Source organism: Mycobacterium lehmannii (genome assembly GCF_002245535.1).
GTDB classification, from domain to species: domain Bacteria; phylum Actinomycetota; class Actinomycetes; order Mycobacteriales; family Mycobacteriaceae; genus Mycobacterium; species Mycobacterium lehmannii.
The window spans coordinates 81,753-95,891 of sequence record NZ_NKCN01000006.1 but is presented as its reverse complement, the minus strand read 5'-3'; the positions used below and the strand labels follow the sequence as shown (position 1 = coordinate 95,891).

Sequence of the window (14,139 nt, the reverse complement as noted above, 5' to 3'; positions counted from 1 at the left end):
CGAGTCTGAAGAGGTGATCGAGACGTCCGCGAGATATCGCGCATGAGTTCGGTTTCGGGAGACGAGGACATCGCGCTCACATCCGGAAGACGCCGAAGTTCGACGTCCCCTCGATCGGGCCATTGGCAATGGCGGACAGACACATTCCGAGGACGGTGCGGGTGTCGCGGGGATCGATCACTCCGTCGTCGTAGAGCCGGCCCGACAGGAACATCGGAAGCGATTCGGCGTCGATCTGCGCTTCCACCGCGGCTCGCAGCGCGGCATCGGCGTCCTCGTCCACGGCCTGGCCGCGGGCCTCGGCGGCGGCGCGGCTGACGATCGACAGCACTCCCGCCAGCTGTGTTCCGCCCATCACCGCGGATTTGGCGCTGGGCCAGGCGAACAGGAACCGCGGGTCGTAAGCGCGGCCGCACATTCCGTAGTGACCAGCGCCGTACGAGGCTCCGATCAGCAGCGAGATGTGTGGCACGGTCGAGTTCGAGACGGCGTTGATCATCATCGAGCCGTGTTTGATCATGCCGCCCTCCTCGTACTTGCGGCCGACCATGTATCCGGTCGTGTTGTGCAGGAACAACAGTGGGGTGTTCGACCGGTTCGCCAGCTGGATGAACTGGGTGGCCTTCTGCGACTCCTCGCTGAACAGGACGCCGCGTGCGTTGGCCAGGATGCCGATCTGGTAACCGTAGAGCCTTGCCCACCCCGTCACCAGTGACGAGCCGTACATCGGCTTGAACTCGTCGAATTCCGACCCGTCGACGACGCGGGCGATCACATCGCGCGGATCGAACGGGATGCGCAGATCCGCGGGCACGATGCCGACCAGCTCTTCGGCGTCGTAGAGGGGTTCGACGACCTGTGCGGGCTTCGGGCCTCGCTTGTGCCAGTCCAGCCGGGCGACGATGCGGCGCCCGATGCGGATGGCGTCGGCCTCGTCGAGCGCGAAGTAGTCGGCCAGACCCGATGTGCGGGCGTGCATTTCGGCTCCGCCGAGAGACTCGTCGTCGGCTTCTTCGCCGGTGGCCATCTTCACCAGCGGCGGCCCGGCCAAAAATACCTTGGACCGCTCCTTGATCATCACGACGTGGTCGGACATGCCGGGGATGTAGGCCCCACCTGCGGTCGAGTTGCCGAACACCAGGGCGACCGTTGGAATGCCGGCCGCGGACAACCTGGTCAGGTCGCGGAACATCTGCCCGCCGGGGATGAAGATCTCCTTCTGTGTCGGCAGGTCCGCCCCGCCGGACTCCACCAGAGAGATCAGCGGCAGCCGGTTCTGCAATGCAATCTGGTTGGCGCGCAGGATCTTCTTCAGCGTCCACGGGTTACTCGTGCCGCCCTTGACGGTGGGATCGTTGGCGACGAGCAAGCATTCGACGCCCTCGACCGCGCCGATGCCGGTGACCACGCTGGCGCCGACGGTGAAGTCGCTGCCCCACGCGGCGAGCGGGCTCAGCTCCAGAAACGGTGAGTCGGGGTCGATCAGCAGCTCGATGCGCTCGCGTGCGGTCAGCTTGCCGCGGTCGTGGTGCCGCTGCACGTACTTCTCGCCGCCGCCGGCCAGCGCTTTGGCGTGTTCGGTGTCGAGTTCGGCGAGCTTGGCGGTCATCGCGGCCGCCGCCTCGCCGAACGTGGGCGATGCGGTGTCGAGCGTGGATCGAAGAGCGGTCACGACTGGTATCCCAACGTCTTGGCGGCCAGTGAGGTGAGTATTTCGGTTGTGCCGCCGCCGATCCCGAGGATCCGCATGTCGCGGTACTGACGTTCGACCTCGGACTCGGCCATGTAGCCCATGCCGCCGAACAGTTGGACGGCCTGGTTGGCCACCCATTCGCCGGCCTCGACGGCGGTGTTCTTGGCGAAGCACACTTCGGCGACGAGGTTGGTCTCACCATGAATCTGCCGTTCGACGACGTGGCGGGTGTACACCCGTGCCACATCGATCCGCCGCGCCATCTCGGCCAGCGTGTTCTGGACCTGCTGTCGTGAGATCAGCGGCCGGCCGAAGGTTTCCCGGTTGCGGCACCACTCGACGGTGAGGTCGAGGCAGCGCTGCGCGCCGGCGTAGGCCTGCGCGGCGAGTCCGACCCGTTCGGAGACGAACGCCGCCGCGATCTGCAGGAAGCCCGAGTTCTCCGCGCCGACGAGGTTGGCGGCGGGGACCCGAACGTCGGTGTAGGACAGTTCGGCGGTATCCGAGGAGCGCCAGCCCATCTTGTCCAGCTTGCGGGTGACTTCAAAGCCGGGAGTCCCCTTGTCCACGACAATCAACGAGATTCCAGCCGCGCCCGGCCCGCCGGTGCGCACCGCGGTCACGACGTAGTCGGCGCGCACACCCGACGTGATGTACGTCTTGGCGCCGTTGACGATGTAGTCCCCATCTCCCGAGCCGTCTCGCACCGCCTTCGTCGTGAGGTGTCCGACATCCGAGCCGCCGCCCGGTTCGGTGATCGCGAGGCTGCCGATCTTCTCGCCGCGCAGAGTGGGCCGCACATACGTCTCGATCAACCGCTCGTCGCCCGAAGCGATCATGTGCGGCACTGCAATTCCCGAGGTGAACAGCGAGGCGAACACTCCGCCGGGTGAGCCGGCGTAGTGCATCTCCTCGCAGATCACCACCGCGTCGGCCCCGTCGCCGCCGCCCCCGCCGACCGCTTCGGGGAAGCCCGCGCCCAACAGCCCGGCCTGGCCGGCCTTGAGGTGCAGGTCGCGGGGCAGCTCGCCGTCGCGTTCCCACTCGTCGACGTGGGGGAGCACCTCACGCTCGACGAACGTCCGCACGGTCTTGCGCAGTTGTTCGCGTTCGGGAGTGTGCCAAATGCTCACGCCAACAGCTCCTCTGGGATGTCTTCACCCAATTCGACAGGAATGTCGACGACCCTGCTGCGCAGCCATTCGCCGAGCCCCTTCGCCTGCGGATCGAACCGGGCCTGGTAGGCGACACCCTCGCCGAGGATGTCTTCGATGACGAAGTTGACCGCGCGGAGGTTGGGCAGCACGTAGCGCGAGACCGGCAGATCCGCTGTCTCGGGCAGGAGTTCGCGTAACTTGTCGATGGTCAGCATGTGTGAGAGCCACCGCCACTGCCGGTCGGTCCTCACCCATACGCCGATGTTCGCGCTGCCGCCCTTGTCCCCGCTGCGGGCGCCTGCGATGAGGCCGAGAGGTGCGCGTCTCGTCTCGCCGAACGGAATCGGCTCGGGGAGGGCGGCCGGCGGCACAGGCGCCAGATCCAGAGTTTCCCCCGCGGGCGGTATGTCGACATGGGAACCGTCGGCGTGCACGGCGACGTGGGGCACCTCGGCGGCGGCGACGTAGGCCGGCCTGAACACGCCGTAGACCTGCCCTTGAGAGGGCGGGCTGGTGGCGTGGAAGCCCGGATAGCTTGCCAACGCGAGTTCGACTGCCGCGGAGGAGAATTGGCGGCCCACGTTCTCGGGATCGGGGTCACGGACCACGCAGCGCAACAGGGCGCTCGCGGCCTCTTCGGTGTCGGCGTCGAGATGGTCGGTGCGCGCCAGGGTCCACTCGAACTGGGCCGGTTTCACCGTCAGGGCCGCCTCGAGCTGGCGCCGCACCAATTCCGCCTTGGCCTCGATGTCGAGGCCCGTCAGCACGAGCGTCATCTCGTTGCGGAATCCGCCGATGCTGTTGAGCGAGACCTTCAGCGCGGGCGGCGGCGGCTCACCGCGCACACCGGAGATCTGAACTCGGTCCGGTCCGTCGCCGGACAACTCGATGCTGTCGACGCGCAGCGTCGCGTCGGGGTTGGCGTAACGCGCCCCGCCGATCTCGTACAGCAGTTGCGCTGTGACCGTGTCGACGGTGACCGCGCCGTCAGTGCCCGGGTGTTTGGTGATGACCGAGGAACCGTCCGAGTGGATCTCGGCGAGCGGAAACCCCGGCCGGGTCAAAGCGCCGAGATCGGGAAAGTCGCGGGCGAAGAACGCGTAGTTGCCGCCGGTGGCCTGGGCGCCGCATTCGATGACATGGCCGGCCGCGACCGCGCCGGCCAGCCGGTCGTAGTCGGTGCGATCCCAGCCGTGGTGTGCGGCGGCCGGCCCGACGGTCACGGATGCGTCGGTCACGCGCCCGGTCACGACCACGTCGGCGCCGGAGTCGAGGCATTCGGCGATGCCCCAGGCGCCCAGGTAAGCATTGGCTGCCAGAACCGAGCCGAAGCCGAACTCGTCCGCGCGCCCGAGCAGGTCGTCGCCCTCGACGTGCGCCACGTTGACCGTCAACCCCAACCGTTCCGCGAGTGCCCGCACCGCGGTGGCGAGCCCGGCGGGGTTGAGCCCGCCGGCGTTGGTGACGATGCGCACACCCCGGTCGAGTGCCAGGCCGAGGCACTCCTCGAGTTGGGTCAGGAACGTCTTGGCGTAGCCGCGTTCAGCCGACTTGGCGCGGTCGCGCGCCAGGATCAGCATCGTCAGCTCGGCGAGATAATCGCCGGTCAGGTAGTCGAGATCGCCGCCGATGAGCATTTCGCGCATGGCCGCGAGCCGGTCGCCGTAGAACCCCGAGCAGTTACCGATCCGGACCGGACCACGTGCAGAGATCACGCGGGCTCCCTTCGTCGCGGACGCTGCCAACCAACCGGTAGGTTAACGATGACCAGCGGTACCGCGTCAAGGTTCGGGGCATCGACTTCCGCTGTTTTGGAGGCTACGCAGGTCGTTGGCTATCCTGAAAGACACTTGCCGGCGCCTAACCGCGCGCGCGGCGCCAGACTTACCCCCTCAAGAGGAGATCTCGACCATGGCTGTGCCCAAGCGCAGGATGTCGCGCGCGAACACCCGTAGCCGGCGCGCGCAGTGGAAGGCCAAGCGCACGGAACTCGTGAGCGTCAACGTCGCCGGTCAGCAGCACAAGGTGCCGCGCCGGCTGCTCAAGGCCGCCCGCCTCGGCCTGATCGACCTCGACCGCCGCTAACCCGGCGCCGGGCGCACCGGGTCCGGCGCGCCTCTCAGGTCACTCTCAGACAGGGGGTTGACACTGTGGCTGTGCGCATACTTGTCGTCGACGACGATCGCGCGGTGCGCGAGTCGCTGCGCCGTTCGCTCTCGTTCAACGGATACTCGGTAGAACTGGCCGGGGACGGCGTCGAGGCGCTGGAACGAATCGCCAGCGATCGGCCCGATGCCCTGGTGCTCGATGTGATGATGCCGCGCCTGGACGGCCTCGAGGTGTGCCGTCAGCTCCGCAGCACCGGTGACGACCTGCCGATCCTGGTTTTGACGGCGCGCGACTCCGTCTCCGAACGGGTCGCGGGTCTCGACGCCGGAGCCGACGACTACCTGCCCAAGCCGTTCGCGCTCGAAGAGTTGTTGGCCCGGATGCGGGCGCTATTGCGTCGCACGGGCCCCGACGACGGCGTGGAGTCCGCCGCGATGACCTTCTCCGATCTGACGCTCGATCCTGTCACCCGCGAGGTGACCAGGGGTCAACGCCAAATCAGCCTGACCCGCACCGAATTCGCCCTTCTCGAGATGCTGATCGCCAATCCGCGCCGGGTGCTGACGCGCAGTCGCATCCTCGAAGAGGTGTGGGGCTTCGACTTCCCGACGTCCGGTAATGCCCTCGAGGTGTACGTCGGTTACCTGCGCCGCAAGACCGAAGCCGAAGGAGAGCCGCGACTGATCCACACCGTGCGCGGGGTGGGTTATGTGCTGCGCGAAACACCTCCCTGATGTCTGTTCCGAATCACGGGGCTGTGCCCCAACCCGAATCGCCTCGACCGCCCTCGAGAACCAGTTCGGTGTCGCTGCGGTGGCGTGTGATGCTGCTGGCGATGTCGATGGTGGCGATGGTCGTTGTCCTGACCACGGTTGCGGTCTGGGCGGTGGTGTCGCGCGCGTTGTACGACGACGTCGACAATCAACTGCGCAACCGGGCACGGTTGCTCATGGAAAGCGGCTCGCTGCAAGCCGATCCGAGCAAGGCCATCGAAGGCACCGCGTACTCGGACGTCAACGCGATGCTGGTGATCCCCGGCCGAGCGATTTTCACGGCCAACCAACAGGGGCAGACGCTGCCGCTGGGCGAGCCCGAAAAGGCCGTCCTGCGAGGGGATCTGATCATGTCGCTGCGCACCGTCGATCATCAGCGGGTGCTCGCGATGCACCTGTCCAACGACAGCTCGCTGTTGATCTCCAAGAGCATGGTCCCCACCGCCGCGCTGCTGCGACGGTTGAGCACGGTGCTGATCATCGTCGGCGGGATCGGGGTTGCGGTTGCCGCGATCGCGGGTGGTGCCGTCGCGCGTGCGGGCCTACGTCCTGTGGCGCGGTTGACCCAGGCCGCCGAGCGCGTCGCGCGCACGGATGACCTGCGGCCCATCCCGGTGTTCGGCAGCGACGAACTCGCCCGTCTCACCGAGGCGTTCAACATGATGTTGCGCGCGCTGGCGGAGTCGCGCGAACGCCAGGCCCGCCTCGTGACCGATGCCGGCCATGAGCTGCGCACGCCGCTGACGTCGTTGCGCACGAACGTCGAACTGTTGATGGCGTCGATGGCACCCGGTGCGCCGCGGTTGCCGGAGGACGAGATGGCCGAACTGCGGGCAGACGTGATCGCCCAGATCGAGGAATTGTCCACGCTGGTCGGTGATCTGGTGGACCTGACGCGCGACGACGCGGGTGTCACCGTGCACGAGATGGTCGACGTCGCCGAGATCGTGGACCGGTCGCTGGAACGAGTTCGACGCCGCCGCAACGACATCGAGTTCGAGGCGACGACCACACCGTGGTTGGTCTACGGTGACTCGGCCGGCTTGGCGCGCGCCGTGCTCAACCTGCTCGACAACGCCGCGAAATGGAGCCCTCCCGGCGGCCTGGTGACGGTTCGACTGATGCAGATCGACGCGATGAACGCCGAGTTGGTGGTCTCCGATTACGGCCCCGGCATTCCTCCCCAGGAGCGTCCGCTGGTGTTCGAGCGGTTCTACCGGTCCACAACGGCCCGGTCGATGTCGGGCTCGGGCCTCGGATTGGCGATCGTGAAGCAGGTCGTGCTCAAACACGGCGGTTCGCTGCGAATCGAAGACACCGTTGCAGGCGGGCAACCCCCGGGTACATCGATGCACGTCGTGCTGCCGGGGCGGCCCGCGCATGATCACGCCGCCGAGTGGGTCGTTCCCCGACACGCCCCTGCCGAGTAGCCCGGCACGGGCCGGAGTGTCAACGATGATTGACAGCGGCGGGAATGGGGGAACGAAGTTTGGGTATCAACCGAACGTTCTCTAAGTGGATTCTCAGCCCGACGGGGCACTGTTGACCTGAGTCGAACGTTGTCCATTTGGTCGAAACACGCAAAGAACGAGGGAAAAGGAAGAGCCCGAGCGACATGACGAATCACCCGAGGTATTCGCCGCCCCCGCCGCCCGGCCGTCGGCCGATGGGCGCTGAGCATGGGACGCCCGGCTACCCTGGCGGCGTTCAGCGCCCCGGCCCTTACCAGCAGCAGCCCTACGACTGGCGCTATGCGACGCAGCAGCAAGCGGCTCATCAGCATCCGACCCAGCAGCAGTTCCGCTCGCCTTACGATCCCTACCGCGGCGCGGCTCAGCCGCTGCCCGGTCAGCCACCGCAAAAGCGTTCCCGCGCAGGGGCATTGACGGCTGGAGCGCTTGCCGTGGCGGTCGTGTCGGCCGGCATCGGCGGGGGGGTGGCGCTGCTGGCGCAGCCCGACCGGCCCTCGGCATCGTCATCGATCGACGGCGCGGCGCCCAGTGTGCCCGCTGCCAGCCTGCCGGTGGGTTCGGTGGAGCAGGTCGCGGCGAAGGTGGTTCCGAGCGTCGTCAAGCTCGAGACGGACATGGGGCGGGCATCCGAAGAGGGGTCGGGCATCATCCTGTCCTCCGACGGATTGATCCTGACCAACAACCACGTGGTGTCGGCGGCCCAGGGCGGTCCCGGCGGTCCCAGTGGCCCCTCGGCGGGCCCGGGCGGGGCCCAGACCAAGGTGACCTTCTCGAACGGTCGCAGCGCCCCGTTCACCGTCATCGGCACCGACCCGAGTAGCGACATCGCCGTGGTGAAGGCTCAGGGCGTCTCCGACCTCACCCCCATCACCATCGGTTCGTCGGCCAACCTGCAGGTGGGTCAGGACGTGGTCGCCGTCGGTTCACCGCTCGGCCTCGAGGGCACCGTCACGACCGGGATCATCAGCGCGCTGAACCGTCCCGTCGCCGCCAGCGGCGACGCTCGTAATCAGAACACCGTCCTGGACGCGATCCAGACCGATGCCGCCATCAACCCCGGCAACTCCGGTGGCGCGCTGGTCAACATGAACGGTGAGCTGATCGGCGTCAACTCCGCCATCGCCACACTGGGCGCCGACGCCGGGCCTCAAGCGCAGAGCGGTTCCATCGGCCTCGGCTTCGCGATCCCGGTGGACCAGGCCAAGAGGATCGCCGACGAATTGATCAAGAACGGCACCGCCGCGCACGCGTCGCTGGGTGTGCAGGTTGGCAACGACGCGTCGATCGACGGCGCTCGGATCGTCGAGGTGACTGACGGTGGCGCTGCTGCCGCGGCAGGGCTACCCAGCGGGGTCGTGGTCACCAAGGTCGACGACCGCGTGATCGGCAGCGCCGATGCGCTGGTCGCCGCCATCCGCTCCAGGGCGCCTGGGGAAAAGGTCACGCTGTCGTATCTCGACCCGTCGGGCAAGCCGAAGTCGGTCCAGGTCACGCTGGGTAAGGCGCAGCAGTGATGACGCCGACCGACGTGAGCACCCTGAGAGTGGCCGCGCCGCTGTCACGGGCCGCATATACGGTTGCAGTCATGGAGCAGCCAGGGGAGTTGGTGGGCCGAGCACTGGTCGTCGTGGTCGACGACCGCACCGCACACGGCGACGAGGAGGACCACAGCGGTCCGCTGGTCACCGAACTGCTCACGGAGGCCGGGTTCGTCGTCGACGGGGTCGTCGTCGTGTCGTCCGACGAGGTCGAGATTCGCAACGCTCTCAACACCGCGGTCATCGGCGGGGTGGACCTCGTGGTGTCGGTCGGTGGAACGGGTGTCACCCCCCGCGACGTGACGCCCGAAGCCACCCGCGACATTCTCGACCGTGAACTGCTCGGCATCTCGGAGGCCTTGCGCGCCTCGGGGTTGTCCGCGGGGATGATCGATGCGGGTGTTTCCCGTGGCCTCGCCGGCATCTCGGGCAGCACCCTGGTGGTCAACCTTGCCGGTTCCCGCGCGGCGGTCCGCGATGGGATGGCGACCCTCAATCCGCTCGCGGTCCAGATCATCGGCCAGCTGTCGAGCCTCGACATCTGACCCCGACTCGCCGAAAGTTCGGAATGTGATCTTAATCACAATTAGGCGTCCCGGTGGATGAGCGGCAGAGGCCTGACCGCGAATCACTCGACGACCTCTTCGGCGAGGTCATCCCGAGAATTTCGGGCGATGAGCGCGACGCCCCGACGGCCGACGAGGACGCCGAGCGCGAGCGTTGGCTACGCGAAAATCGTCCGCCGCATCACAATTGACTCATCGAGCCGACACCGCGCGACCAGCCTTGTCGCATTTTCAAGCGCAGCGGCGCTGGTCCTTTCCCGACCCCACCGATCGGTCCGCGTTACGCGCAGATGACAGGCCGACGGCGAGTACCCGGCTGACTCCTCGGCAAACCAGCAGGTCCGGTAACGTTCCGCATTCGTACAGCGATCTCCCGTTGCCGGGTTTGTGCCCGACCGTTATGTTCCTCGTGTCACAAACGATGAACAGCACGTAACAGCGACAAGTGAGATCTCTCGTCTGGTCGCAGAGGCTTCGTGCCGCTGGGACCAGAGGTGTGCCAGGCGCCAACTGCAGAGCACGGTGAGCCGAGGGCTGACCGCCGACATAGCTAGGGAGATTATGAAGGTTTTGGGTCGGGTGCTGATGGCGCTGGTTTTGGCGATAGCTGGAGCCCTCGCGTCGTTGTTCGTGAGTTCGGGCACCTCTCACGCGGGGCTGGACAATGAGTTGAGTCTGGTCGACGGCAAGGACCGGACGCTGACGATCCAGCAGTGGGACACCTTCCTCAATGGCGTGTTTCCTCTTGACCGCAACCGGCTGACTCGTGAGTGGTTCCACAGCGGCCGGGCGAAGTACATCGTGGCCGGCCCGGGTGCCGACGAGTTCGAGGGCACGTTGGAGTTGGGCTATCAGATCGGCTTCCCGTGGTCGCTGGGCGTGGGCATCAACTTCAGCTACACCACCCCGAACATCCTGCTCGACCAGGCGCCGCCGACCCTCGACCCGAACCAGGGCTTCTTGACCACGCCGAACCTGTTCCCGGGTGTGTCGATCAGCGCCGATCTCGGTAACGGCCCGGGTATTCAGGAGGTCGCGACCTTCTCGGTGGATGTGGCCGGCGCGGAAGGTGGTGTGGCGGTGTCCAATGCGCACGGCACTGTCACCGGTGCTGCCGGTGGTGTGTTGTTGCGTCCGTTCGCGCGGCTGATCTCGTCGGCCGGGGACAGCGTCACCACCTACGGCGAGCCGTGGAACATGAACTGACAGACGCTCTCCCGAGCAACGAACAGCCCCCGGAACAACCCTCCGGGGGCTGTCTTGTTTCTGGCTGCCCGCGGAACAGGACGTTGCCATTAGGTAAATAGCACAAGCACTTTGCTAGTGATCTTGATCACTGCGCGTTACAGCACCGAAACTGTGACCATGGCTCGAATCGAGGTCAGGTGTGCCGCAGCACACGTCGCCGACACCCGCCCGGCCGAAACGACGAGCTTGAAGTCCCACAATACCCGCGAAAGAGCGGCGGAATCCGCTCGTGACAGGCCTTATTCGCGCGCTGAGCCGAAATGAACCGTGCGGGAATAGCCGGGGCTTCGCGGATGAGGCTCACGCTTTCGCGTTGCCGGTTTCCGTCAGCGCCGTTATGTTCCTCGTGTCAACGGATGAGCGAAACATTAGAGCAGCATGAGGTCTCTCATTTGCTCAAATGGCACTCATGCGTCGTGCGGCGCTAGCGCCAGCTACGGCTGACACCAGTTGCGGGTCCACAGGGGGGCCGCATCGACTAGCTAGGGAGAACATGAAGGTATTCGGTCGGGTGCTGATGGCGCTGGTTTTGGCGATCGCTGGAGCCCTCGCGTCGTTGTTCGTGAGTTCGGGCACCTCTCACGCGGGGCTGGACAATGAGTTGAGTCTGGTCGACGGCAAGGACCGGACGCTGACCATTCAGCAGTGGGACACCTTCCTCAATGGCGTGTTTCCTCTTGACCGCAACCGGCTGACTCGTGAGTGGTTCCACAGCGGCCGGGCGAAGTACATCGTGGCCGGCCCGGGTGCCGACGAGTTCGAGGGCACGTTGGAGTTGGGCTATCAGATCGGCTTCCCGTGGTCGCTGGGCGTGGGCATCAACTTCAGCTACACCACCCCGAACATCCTGCTCGACCAGGCGCCGCCGACCCTCGACCCGAACCAGGGCTTCTTGACCACGCCGAACCTGTTCCCGGGTGTGTCGATCAGCGCCGATCTCGGTAACGGCCCGGGTATTCAGGAGGTCGCGACCTTCTCGGTGGATGTGGCCGGCGCGGAAGGTGGTGTGGCGGTGTCCAATGCGCACGGCACTGTCACCGGTGCTGCCGGTGGTGTGTTGTTGCGTCCGTTCGCCCGACTGATCTCGTCGGCCGGTGACAGCGTCACCACCTACGGCGAACCGTGGAACATGAACTGACAGACGCTCTCCCGAGCAACGAACAGCCCCCGGAACTCTCCGGGGGCTGTTCCGTTCCGATCAGGTTTTGTCGGCGCTCGTGGTCTTCGCGGTGTCGGGGTCGGGACCGGTGCCGGGTGCGGCGCTGTGTGCGCCCGAGGAACCGTTGGTCTCGGCGAGGATGTTGCGGATCTCGGTCAGCAGGGTCAGCTCGGTGTCCTGGGCCTGCTCGACTTCGCCCTTCTTGCGCAGCCGGTTGTAGGGCAGCACGACGAGGAAGTACACGACGGCCGCAACCAGGATGAAGTTGATCGCTGCGGACAGCAGAACATTCAGGTCGATCGTCTGGCCCCCGCCGATGCCGATGCGCAGAATGCCGTAGTCGGATTCACCGCCCGCGCCGATGCGGCTGATCAGCGGCTCGATGATGCTGTCGGTGAACCTGGTGACCAGCCCGGTGAACGCCGTACCGATGACCACCGCGACCGAGAGGTCGACGATGTTGCCTCTGGCGAGGAAATCTTTGAAGCCCTTCAACATGTGTCTCAGATCCTCCCTGCCCTGGTTTGTGGTCGACAGTTCGCACGTTAGCCGCGTTACCACCGGACAGGGCAGGAATACCCCACGTGGAGGGGGTGCTACCGGCCCGTCTTCAGTGCAGCGTGAGCGTCACGGTCTCCACCAGCGTCGCGGCGGCCACCTCGTTGGCGGCATGGGCGGGCAGCGCCACCAGAACCACGCGGTCGGTGCCCGCGCCTGTCCCCGTGGGCTTTTCGGACACCAACACGACGATCGCATCGCTGGCCACCACCCGCGGCCGGGTGTCGGATTCGCCGCCGGCGGCCAGCACGTCGACCACATCGCCCGGGCGGATCAGATCGAGCACCGCGGTCTCGTCGAGCGACAGCGGCACGATGCGCGCGGTCGCGCCCGCCGCCGCTTCGGCGAGCCGGGGCGTCAGCAGGCGGACATCGGTGAGCGCCTCGCCGCGGCGGACGGGGCCAGCCAGCGTGGCGCCGACGACCGCGGCGGCATCAGTCTGAACACCGTCGGGAACCGTTGCGGCGTCGAGCTTTTCGCGCCGAACGTCATCGGCGGTCAGTTCGCTTCCCGGGCTCAGGTCGCGCGCGGCGACGACGGCGTCGACGTGCTGGTCATCGGGATCGGGACGCACCGCTGCGACGGCGGCGAGCATCACAAGAGCGCCCGCGGCGATGCGGCGGGCCAGCACCGTGCGCGTCCAATCGGGCCGCATGATCTCGGTGATCCGACGCAGCGGCGACGGATTGAGTGAGTCCCCCATGCGGCCAAGTTAGGCAGCGCATCGGGAGGGTGGGCGAGGTACTCGCCGTCCTGTGGATAACTTCGAGCGTCAGCTCGATGCGGCGGCCGCTGCCGGAGAGCCGGACGAGCCCGAGGAACTGCTAGACGTGCTGGAACCCGCCGAATCCGACGATTTCTTCTCCGACGACGAAGTCTTCTCCGACGAGGAACTCGACTCCGACGAGCTGGACCCGTTGCTCGAGCCGTTCGACGAGCTCTTGGCGGACTCACGGCTGTCGGTGCGGTAGAAGCCGCTGCCCTTGAACACCACGCCTACGTTCCCGAACAGCTTGCGCAGCCGGCCGTTGCACTTCTTGCACGTGGTCAGCGAGGCGTCGCTGAACGCCTGGACTGCGTCGAACTTGTCGCCGCACTCGGTGCACGCATAGGAATACGTAGGCACGGGACCCCTCCCTGGTGGTCAAATCTGTTAGCACTCTACCGGCTCAAGTGCTAGAACCGCTACGTGGCGTGCGTCATTCCCGGCCCCGTCGCCCGGCCGAGGGTCACCAACCCGCGCCGCGGTGTCAGCGCGTGGGTCATCGACACGTCGTGCGGTTCGGCGGGCAGTCGGTCGACGAGTTCGTCGTCACGCACGACCGCCACGAGCCGCGCCGACCGCGACGCCAACCGCAGCGACCGGTCGTAGAAGCCGGCACCGCGGCCCAGCCGCACACCACCGCGATCGACCGCGAGCGCGGGAATCAACAATGTTGCGGCAAGCGCGATGGTCTCGGGTTCGAGCCGCGGCCCTTCCGGTTCCCGAAGACCGAACCGCCCCTCCGCCAATTCGCCGGGCACGTACTCGCCCCACTGCAACGGCTGCGGGGTACCCGCTACGTCGTACCTGGCGACCGGCAGCAGCACCCGCACGCCACGCCGGTGAAGGGCGTCGATCATCTCGGGGGAGCCGGGCTCGGAGCCGACCGGGACGTAGGCGCAGACAGTCGTTTCGGTCGAGACGAGTGCCGACACATGCTCGGTCAACGCGTATGCATCGGCGTCGTGCTCGTGCGCGGGCAGGGCCCGGCGAGCTACCAGAATCGAGGCCCGTAGCTCCGCCTTGGTCGCGCTCATGTCATCTTCCCCAATCGGTCTCAACACGCCCGACCTCGCAACGTTCAACCTGCCCATGGACGTTAG

The 14,139-nt window shown here is 66.7% G+C and carries 15 protein-coding genes; 8 read left to right on the top strand and 7 right to left on the bottom strand.

Annotated features, from left to right (window positions below; all coding sequences use genetic code 11):
• Positions 1-76: 76 nt before the first annotated feature.
• Genes CEX87_RS09325 through CEX87_RS09315 form a run of 3 tightly spaced genes read right to left on the bottom strand, consistent with a single transcriptional unit; the run spans position 77 to position 4,562 of the window.
• Positions 77-1,672: an acyl-CoA carboxylase subunit beta gene (locus CEX87_RS09325; RefSeq protein WP_094286854.1), complete on the bottom strand. Its 1,596-nt coding sequence runs from the start codon at positions 1,670-1,672 to the stop codon at positions 77-79.
• Entirely contained in the window at positions 1,669-2,826 is a 1,158-nt protein-coding gene (locus tag CEX87_RS09320) for an acyl-CoA dehydrogenase family protein (RefSeq protein ID WP_094286852.1), read from the bottom strand. Before CEX87_RS09320 ends, CEX87_RS09325 begins: the two co-directional genes overlap by 4 nt.
• Positions 2,823-4,562, bottom strand: coding sequence for an acyclic terpene utilization AtuA family protein (locus CEX87_RS09315; RefSeq protein WP_269845536.1), 1,740 nt, complete (start codon positions 4,560-4,562; stop codon positions 2,823-2,825). Before CEX87_RS09315 ends, CEX87_RS09320 begins: the two co-directional genes overlap by 4 nt.
• A gap of 199 nt (positions 4,563-4,761) precedes the next feature.
• On the opposite strand from CEX87_RS09315, the gene rpmF reads away from it, so the two are divergent.
• From rpmF to CEX87_RS09280, 8 genes are all read left to right on the top strand, one after another.
• The gene (gene rpmF, locus CEX87_RS09310; protein ID WP_059098102.1) at positions 4,762-4,935 is read left to right on the top strand and encodes a 50S ribosomal protein L32; all 174 of its coding nucleotides are present in this window, start codon (positions 4,762-4,764) and stop codon (positions 4,933-4,935) included.
• Between the two features lie 71 nt (positions 4,936-5,006).
• Positions 5,007-5,693, top strand: a complete 687-nt coding sequence (locus CEX87_RS09305) for a response regulator transcription factor (RefSeq protein WP_064399516.1) — start codon at positions 5,007-5,009, stop codon at positions 5,691-5,693.
• Positions 5,693-7,162, top strand: coding sequence for a HAMP domain-containing sensor histidine kinase (locus tag CEX87_RS09300; protein WP_064426390.1), 1,470 nt, complete (start codon positions 5,693-5,695; stop codon positions 7,160-7,162). Before CEX87_RS09305 ends, CEX87_RS09300 begins: the two co-directional genes overlap by 1 nt.
• A 185-nt stretch (positions 7,163-7,347) precedes the next feature.
• Positions 7,348-8,718 (top strand): trypsin-like peptidase domain-containing protein, encoded by a 1,371-nt coding sequence (locus CEX87_RS09295; RefSeq protein WP_094286848.1) that lies wholly within the window; start codon positions 7,348-7,350, stop codon positions 8,716-8,718.
• Positions 8,719-8,741: 23 nt separating this feature from the next.
• Positions 8,742-9,287 (top strand): MogA/MoaB family molybdenum cofactor biosynthesis protein, encoded by a 546-nt coding sequence (locus tag CEX87_RS09290; protein WP_094286979.1) that lies wholly within the window; start codon positions 8,742-8,744, stop codon positions 9,285-9,287.
• A gap of 53 nt (positions 9,288-9,340) precedes the next feature.
• Entirely contained in the window at positions 9,341-9,499 is a 159-nt protein-coding gene (locus tag CEX87_RS27350) for a hypothetical protein (RefSeq protein ID WP_099459188.1), read from the top strand.
• Between the two features lie 370 nt (positions 9,500-9,869).
• Positions 9,870-10,514, top strand: coding sequence for an MspA family porin (locus tag CEX87_RS09285; RefSeq protein WP_094286846.1), 645 nt, complete (start codon positions 9,870-9,872; stop codon positions 10,512-10,514).
• A 535-nt stretch (positions 10,515-11,049) separates the two neighbouring features.
• Positions 11,050-11,694, top strand: coding sequence for an MspA family porin (locus CEX87_RS09280; RefSeq protein WP_094286844.1), 645 nt, complete (start codon positions 11,050-11,052; stop codon positions 11,692-11,694).
• A gap of 60 nt (positions 11,695-11,754) precedes the next feature.
• On the opposite strand, the gene mscL is transcribed toward CEX87_RS09280, so the two are convergent.
• The 4 genes from mscL to CEX87_RS09260 form a co-directional block, all read right to left on the bottom strand.
• On the bottom strand, positions 11,755-12,213 hold the full coding sequence (gene mscL, locus CEX87_RS09275; RefSeq protein ID WP_094286842.1) for a large-conductance mechanosensitive channel protein MscL: 459 nt from the start codon (positions 12,211-12,213) through the stop codon (positions 11,755-11,757).
• Positions 12,214-12,325: 112 nt separating this feature from the next.
• Positions 12,326-12,976: an SAF domain-containing protein gene (locus tag CEX87_RS09270; RefSeq protein ID WP_094286840.1), complete on the bottom strand. Its 651-nt coding sequence runs from the start codon at positions 12,974-12,976 to the stop codon at positions 12,326-12,328.
• 69 nt (positions 12,977-13,045) lie between these two features.
• Positions 13,046-13,399 (bottom strand): FmdB family zinc ribbon protein, encoded by a 354-nt coding sequence (locus CEX87_RS09265; RefSeq protein WP_094286838.1) that lies wholly within the window; start codon positions 13,397-13,399, stop codon positions 13,046-13,048.
• Positions 13,400-13,458: 59 nt separating this feature from the next.
• Positions 13,459-14,073, bottom strand: a complete 615-nt coding sequence (locus tag CEX87_RS09260) for a 5-formyltetrahydrofolate cyclo-ligase (RefSeq protein ID WP_094286836.1) — start codon at positions 14,071-14,073, stop codon at positions 13,459-13,461.
• Positions 14,074-14,139: the final 66 nt, after the last annotated feature.

What these genes read in the sequence shown, in the direction of transcription:
- CEX87_RS09260 (WP_094286836.1), bottom strand. Translation starts at nt 14,073, where the DNA reads ATGAGCGCGACCAAGGCGGAGCTACGGGCCTCGATTCTGGTAGCTCGC.
- CEX87_RS09295 (WP_094286848.1), top strand. Translation starts at nt 7,348, where the DNA reads ATGACGAATCACCCGAGGTATTCGCCGCCCCCGCCGCCCGGCCGTCGG.
- CEX87_RS09280 (WP_094286844.1), top strand. Translation starts at nt 11,050, where the DNA reads ATGAAGGTATTCGGTCGGGTGCTGATGGCGCTGGTTTTGGCGATCGCT.
- CEX87_RS09270 (WP_094286840.1), bottom strand. Translation starts at nt 12,976, where the DNA reads ATGGGGGACTCACTCAATCCGTCGCCGCTGCGTCGGATCACCGAGATC.
- CEX87_RS09300 (WP_064426390.1), top strand. Translation starts at nt 5,693, where the DNA reads ATGTCTGTTCCGAATCACGGGGCTGTGCCCCAACCCGAATCGCCTCGA.
- CEX87_RS09285 (WP_094286846.1), top strand. Translation starts at nt 9,870, where the DNA reads ATGAAGGTTTTGGGTCGGGTGCTGATGGCGCTGGTTTTGGCGATAGCT.
- rpmF (WP_059098102.1), top strand. Translation starts at nt 4,762, where the DNA reads ATGGCTGTGCCCAAGCGCAGGATGTCGCGCGCGAACACCCGTAGCCGG.
- mscL (WP_094286842.1), bottom strand. Translation starts at nt 12,213, where the DNA reads ATGTTGAAGGGCTTCAAAGATTTCCTCGCCAGAGGCAACATCGTCGAC.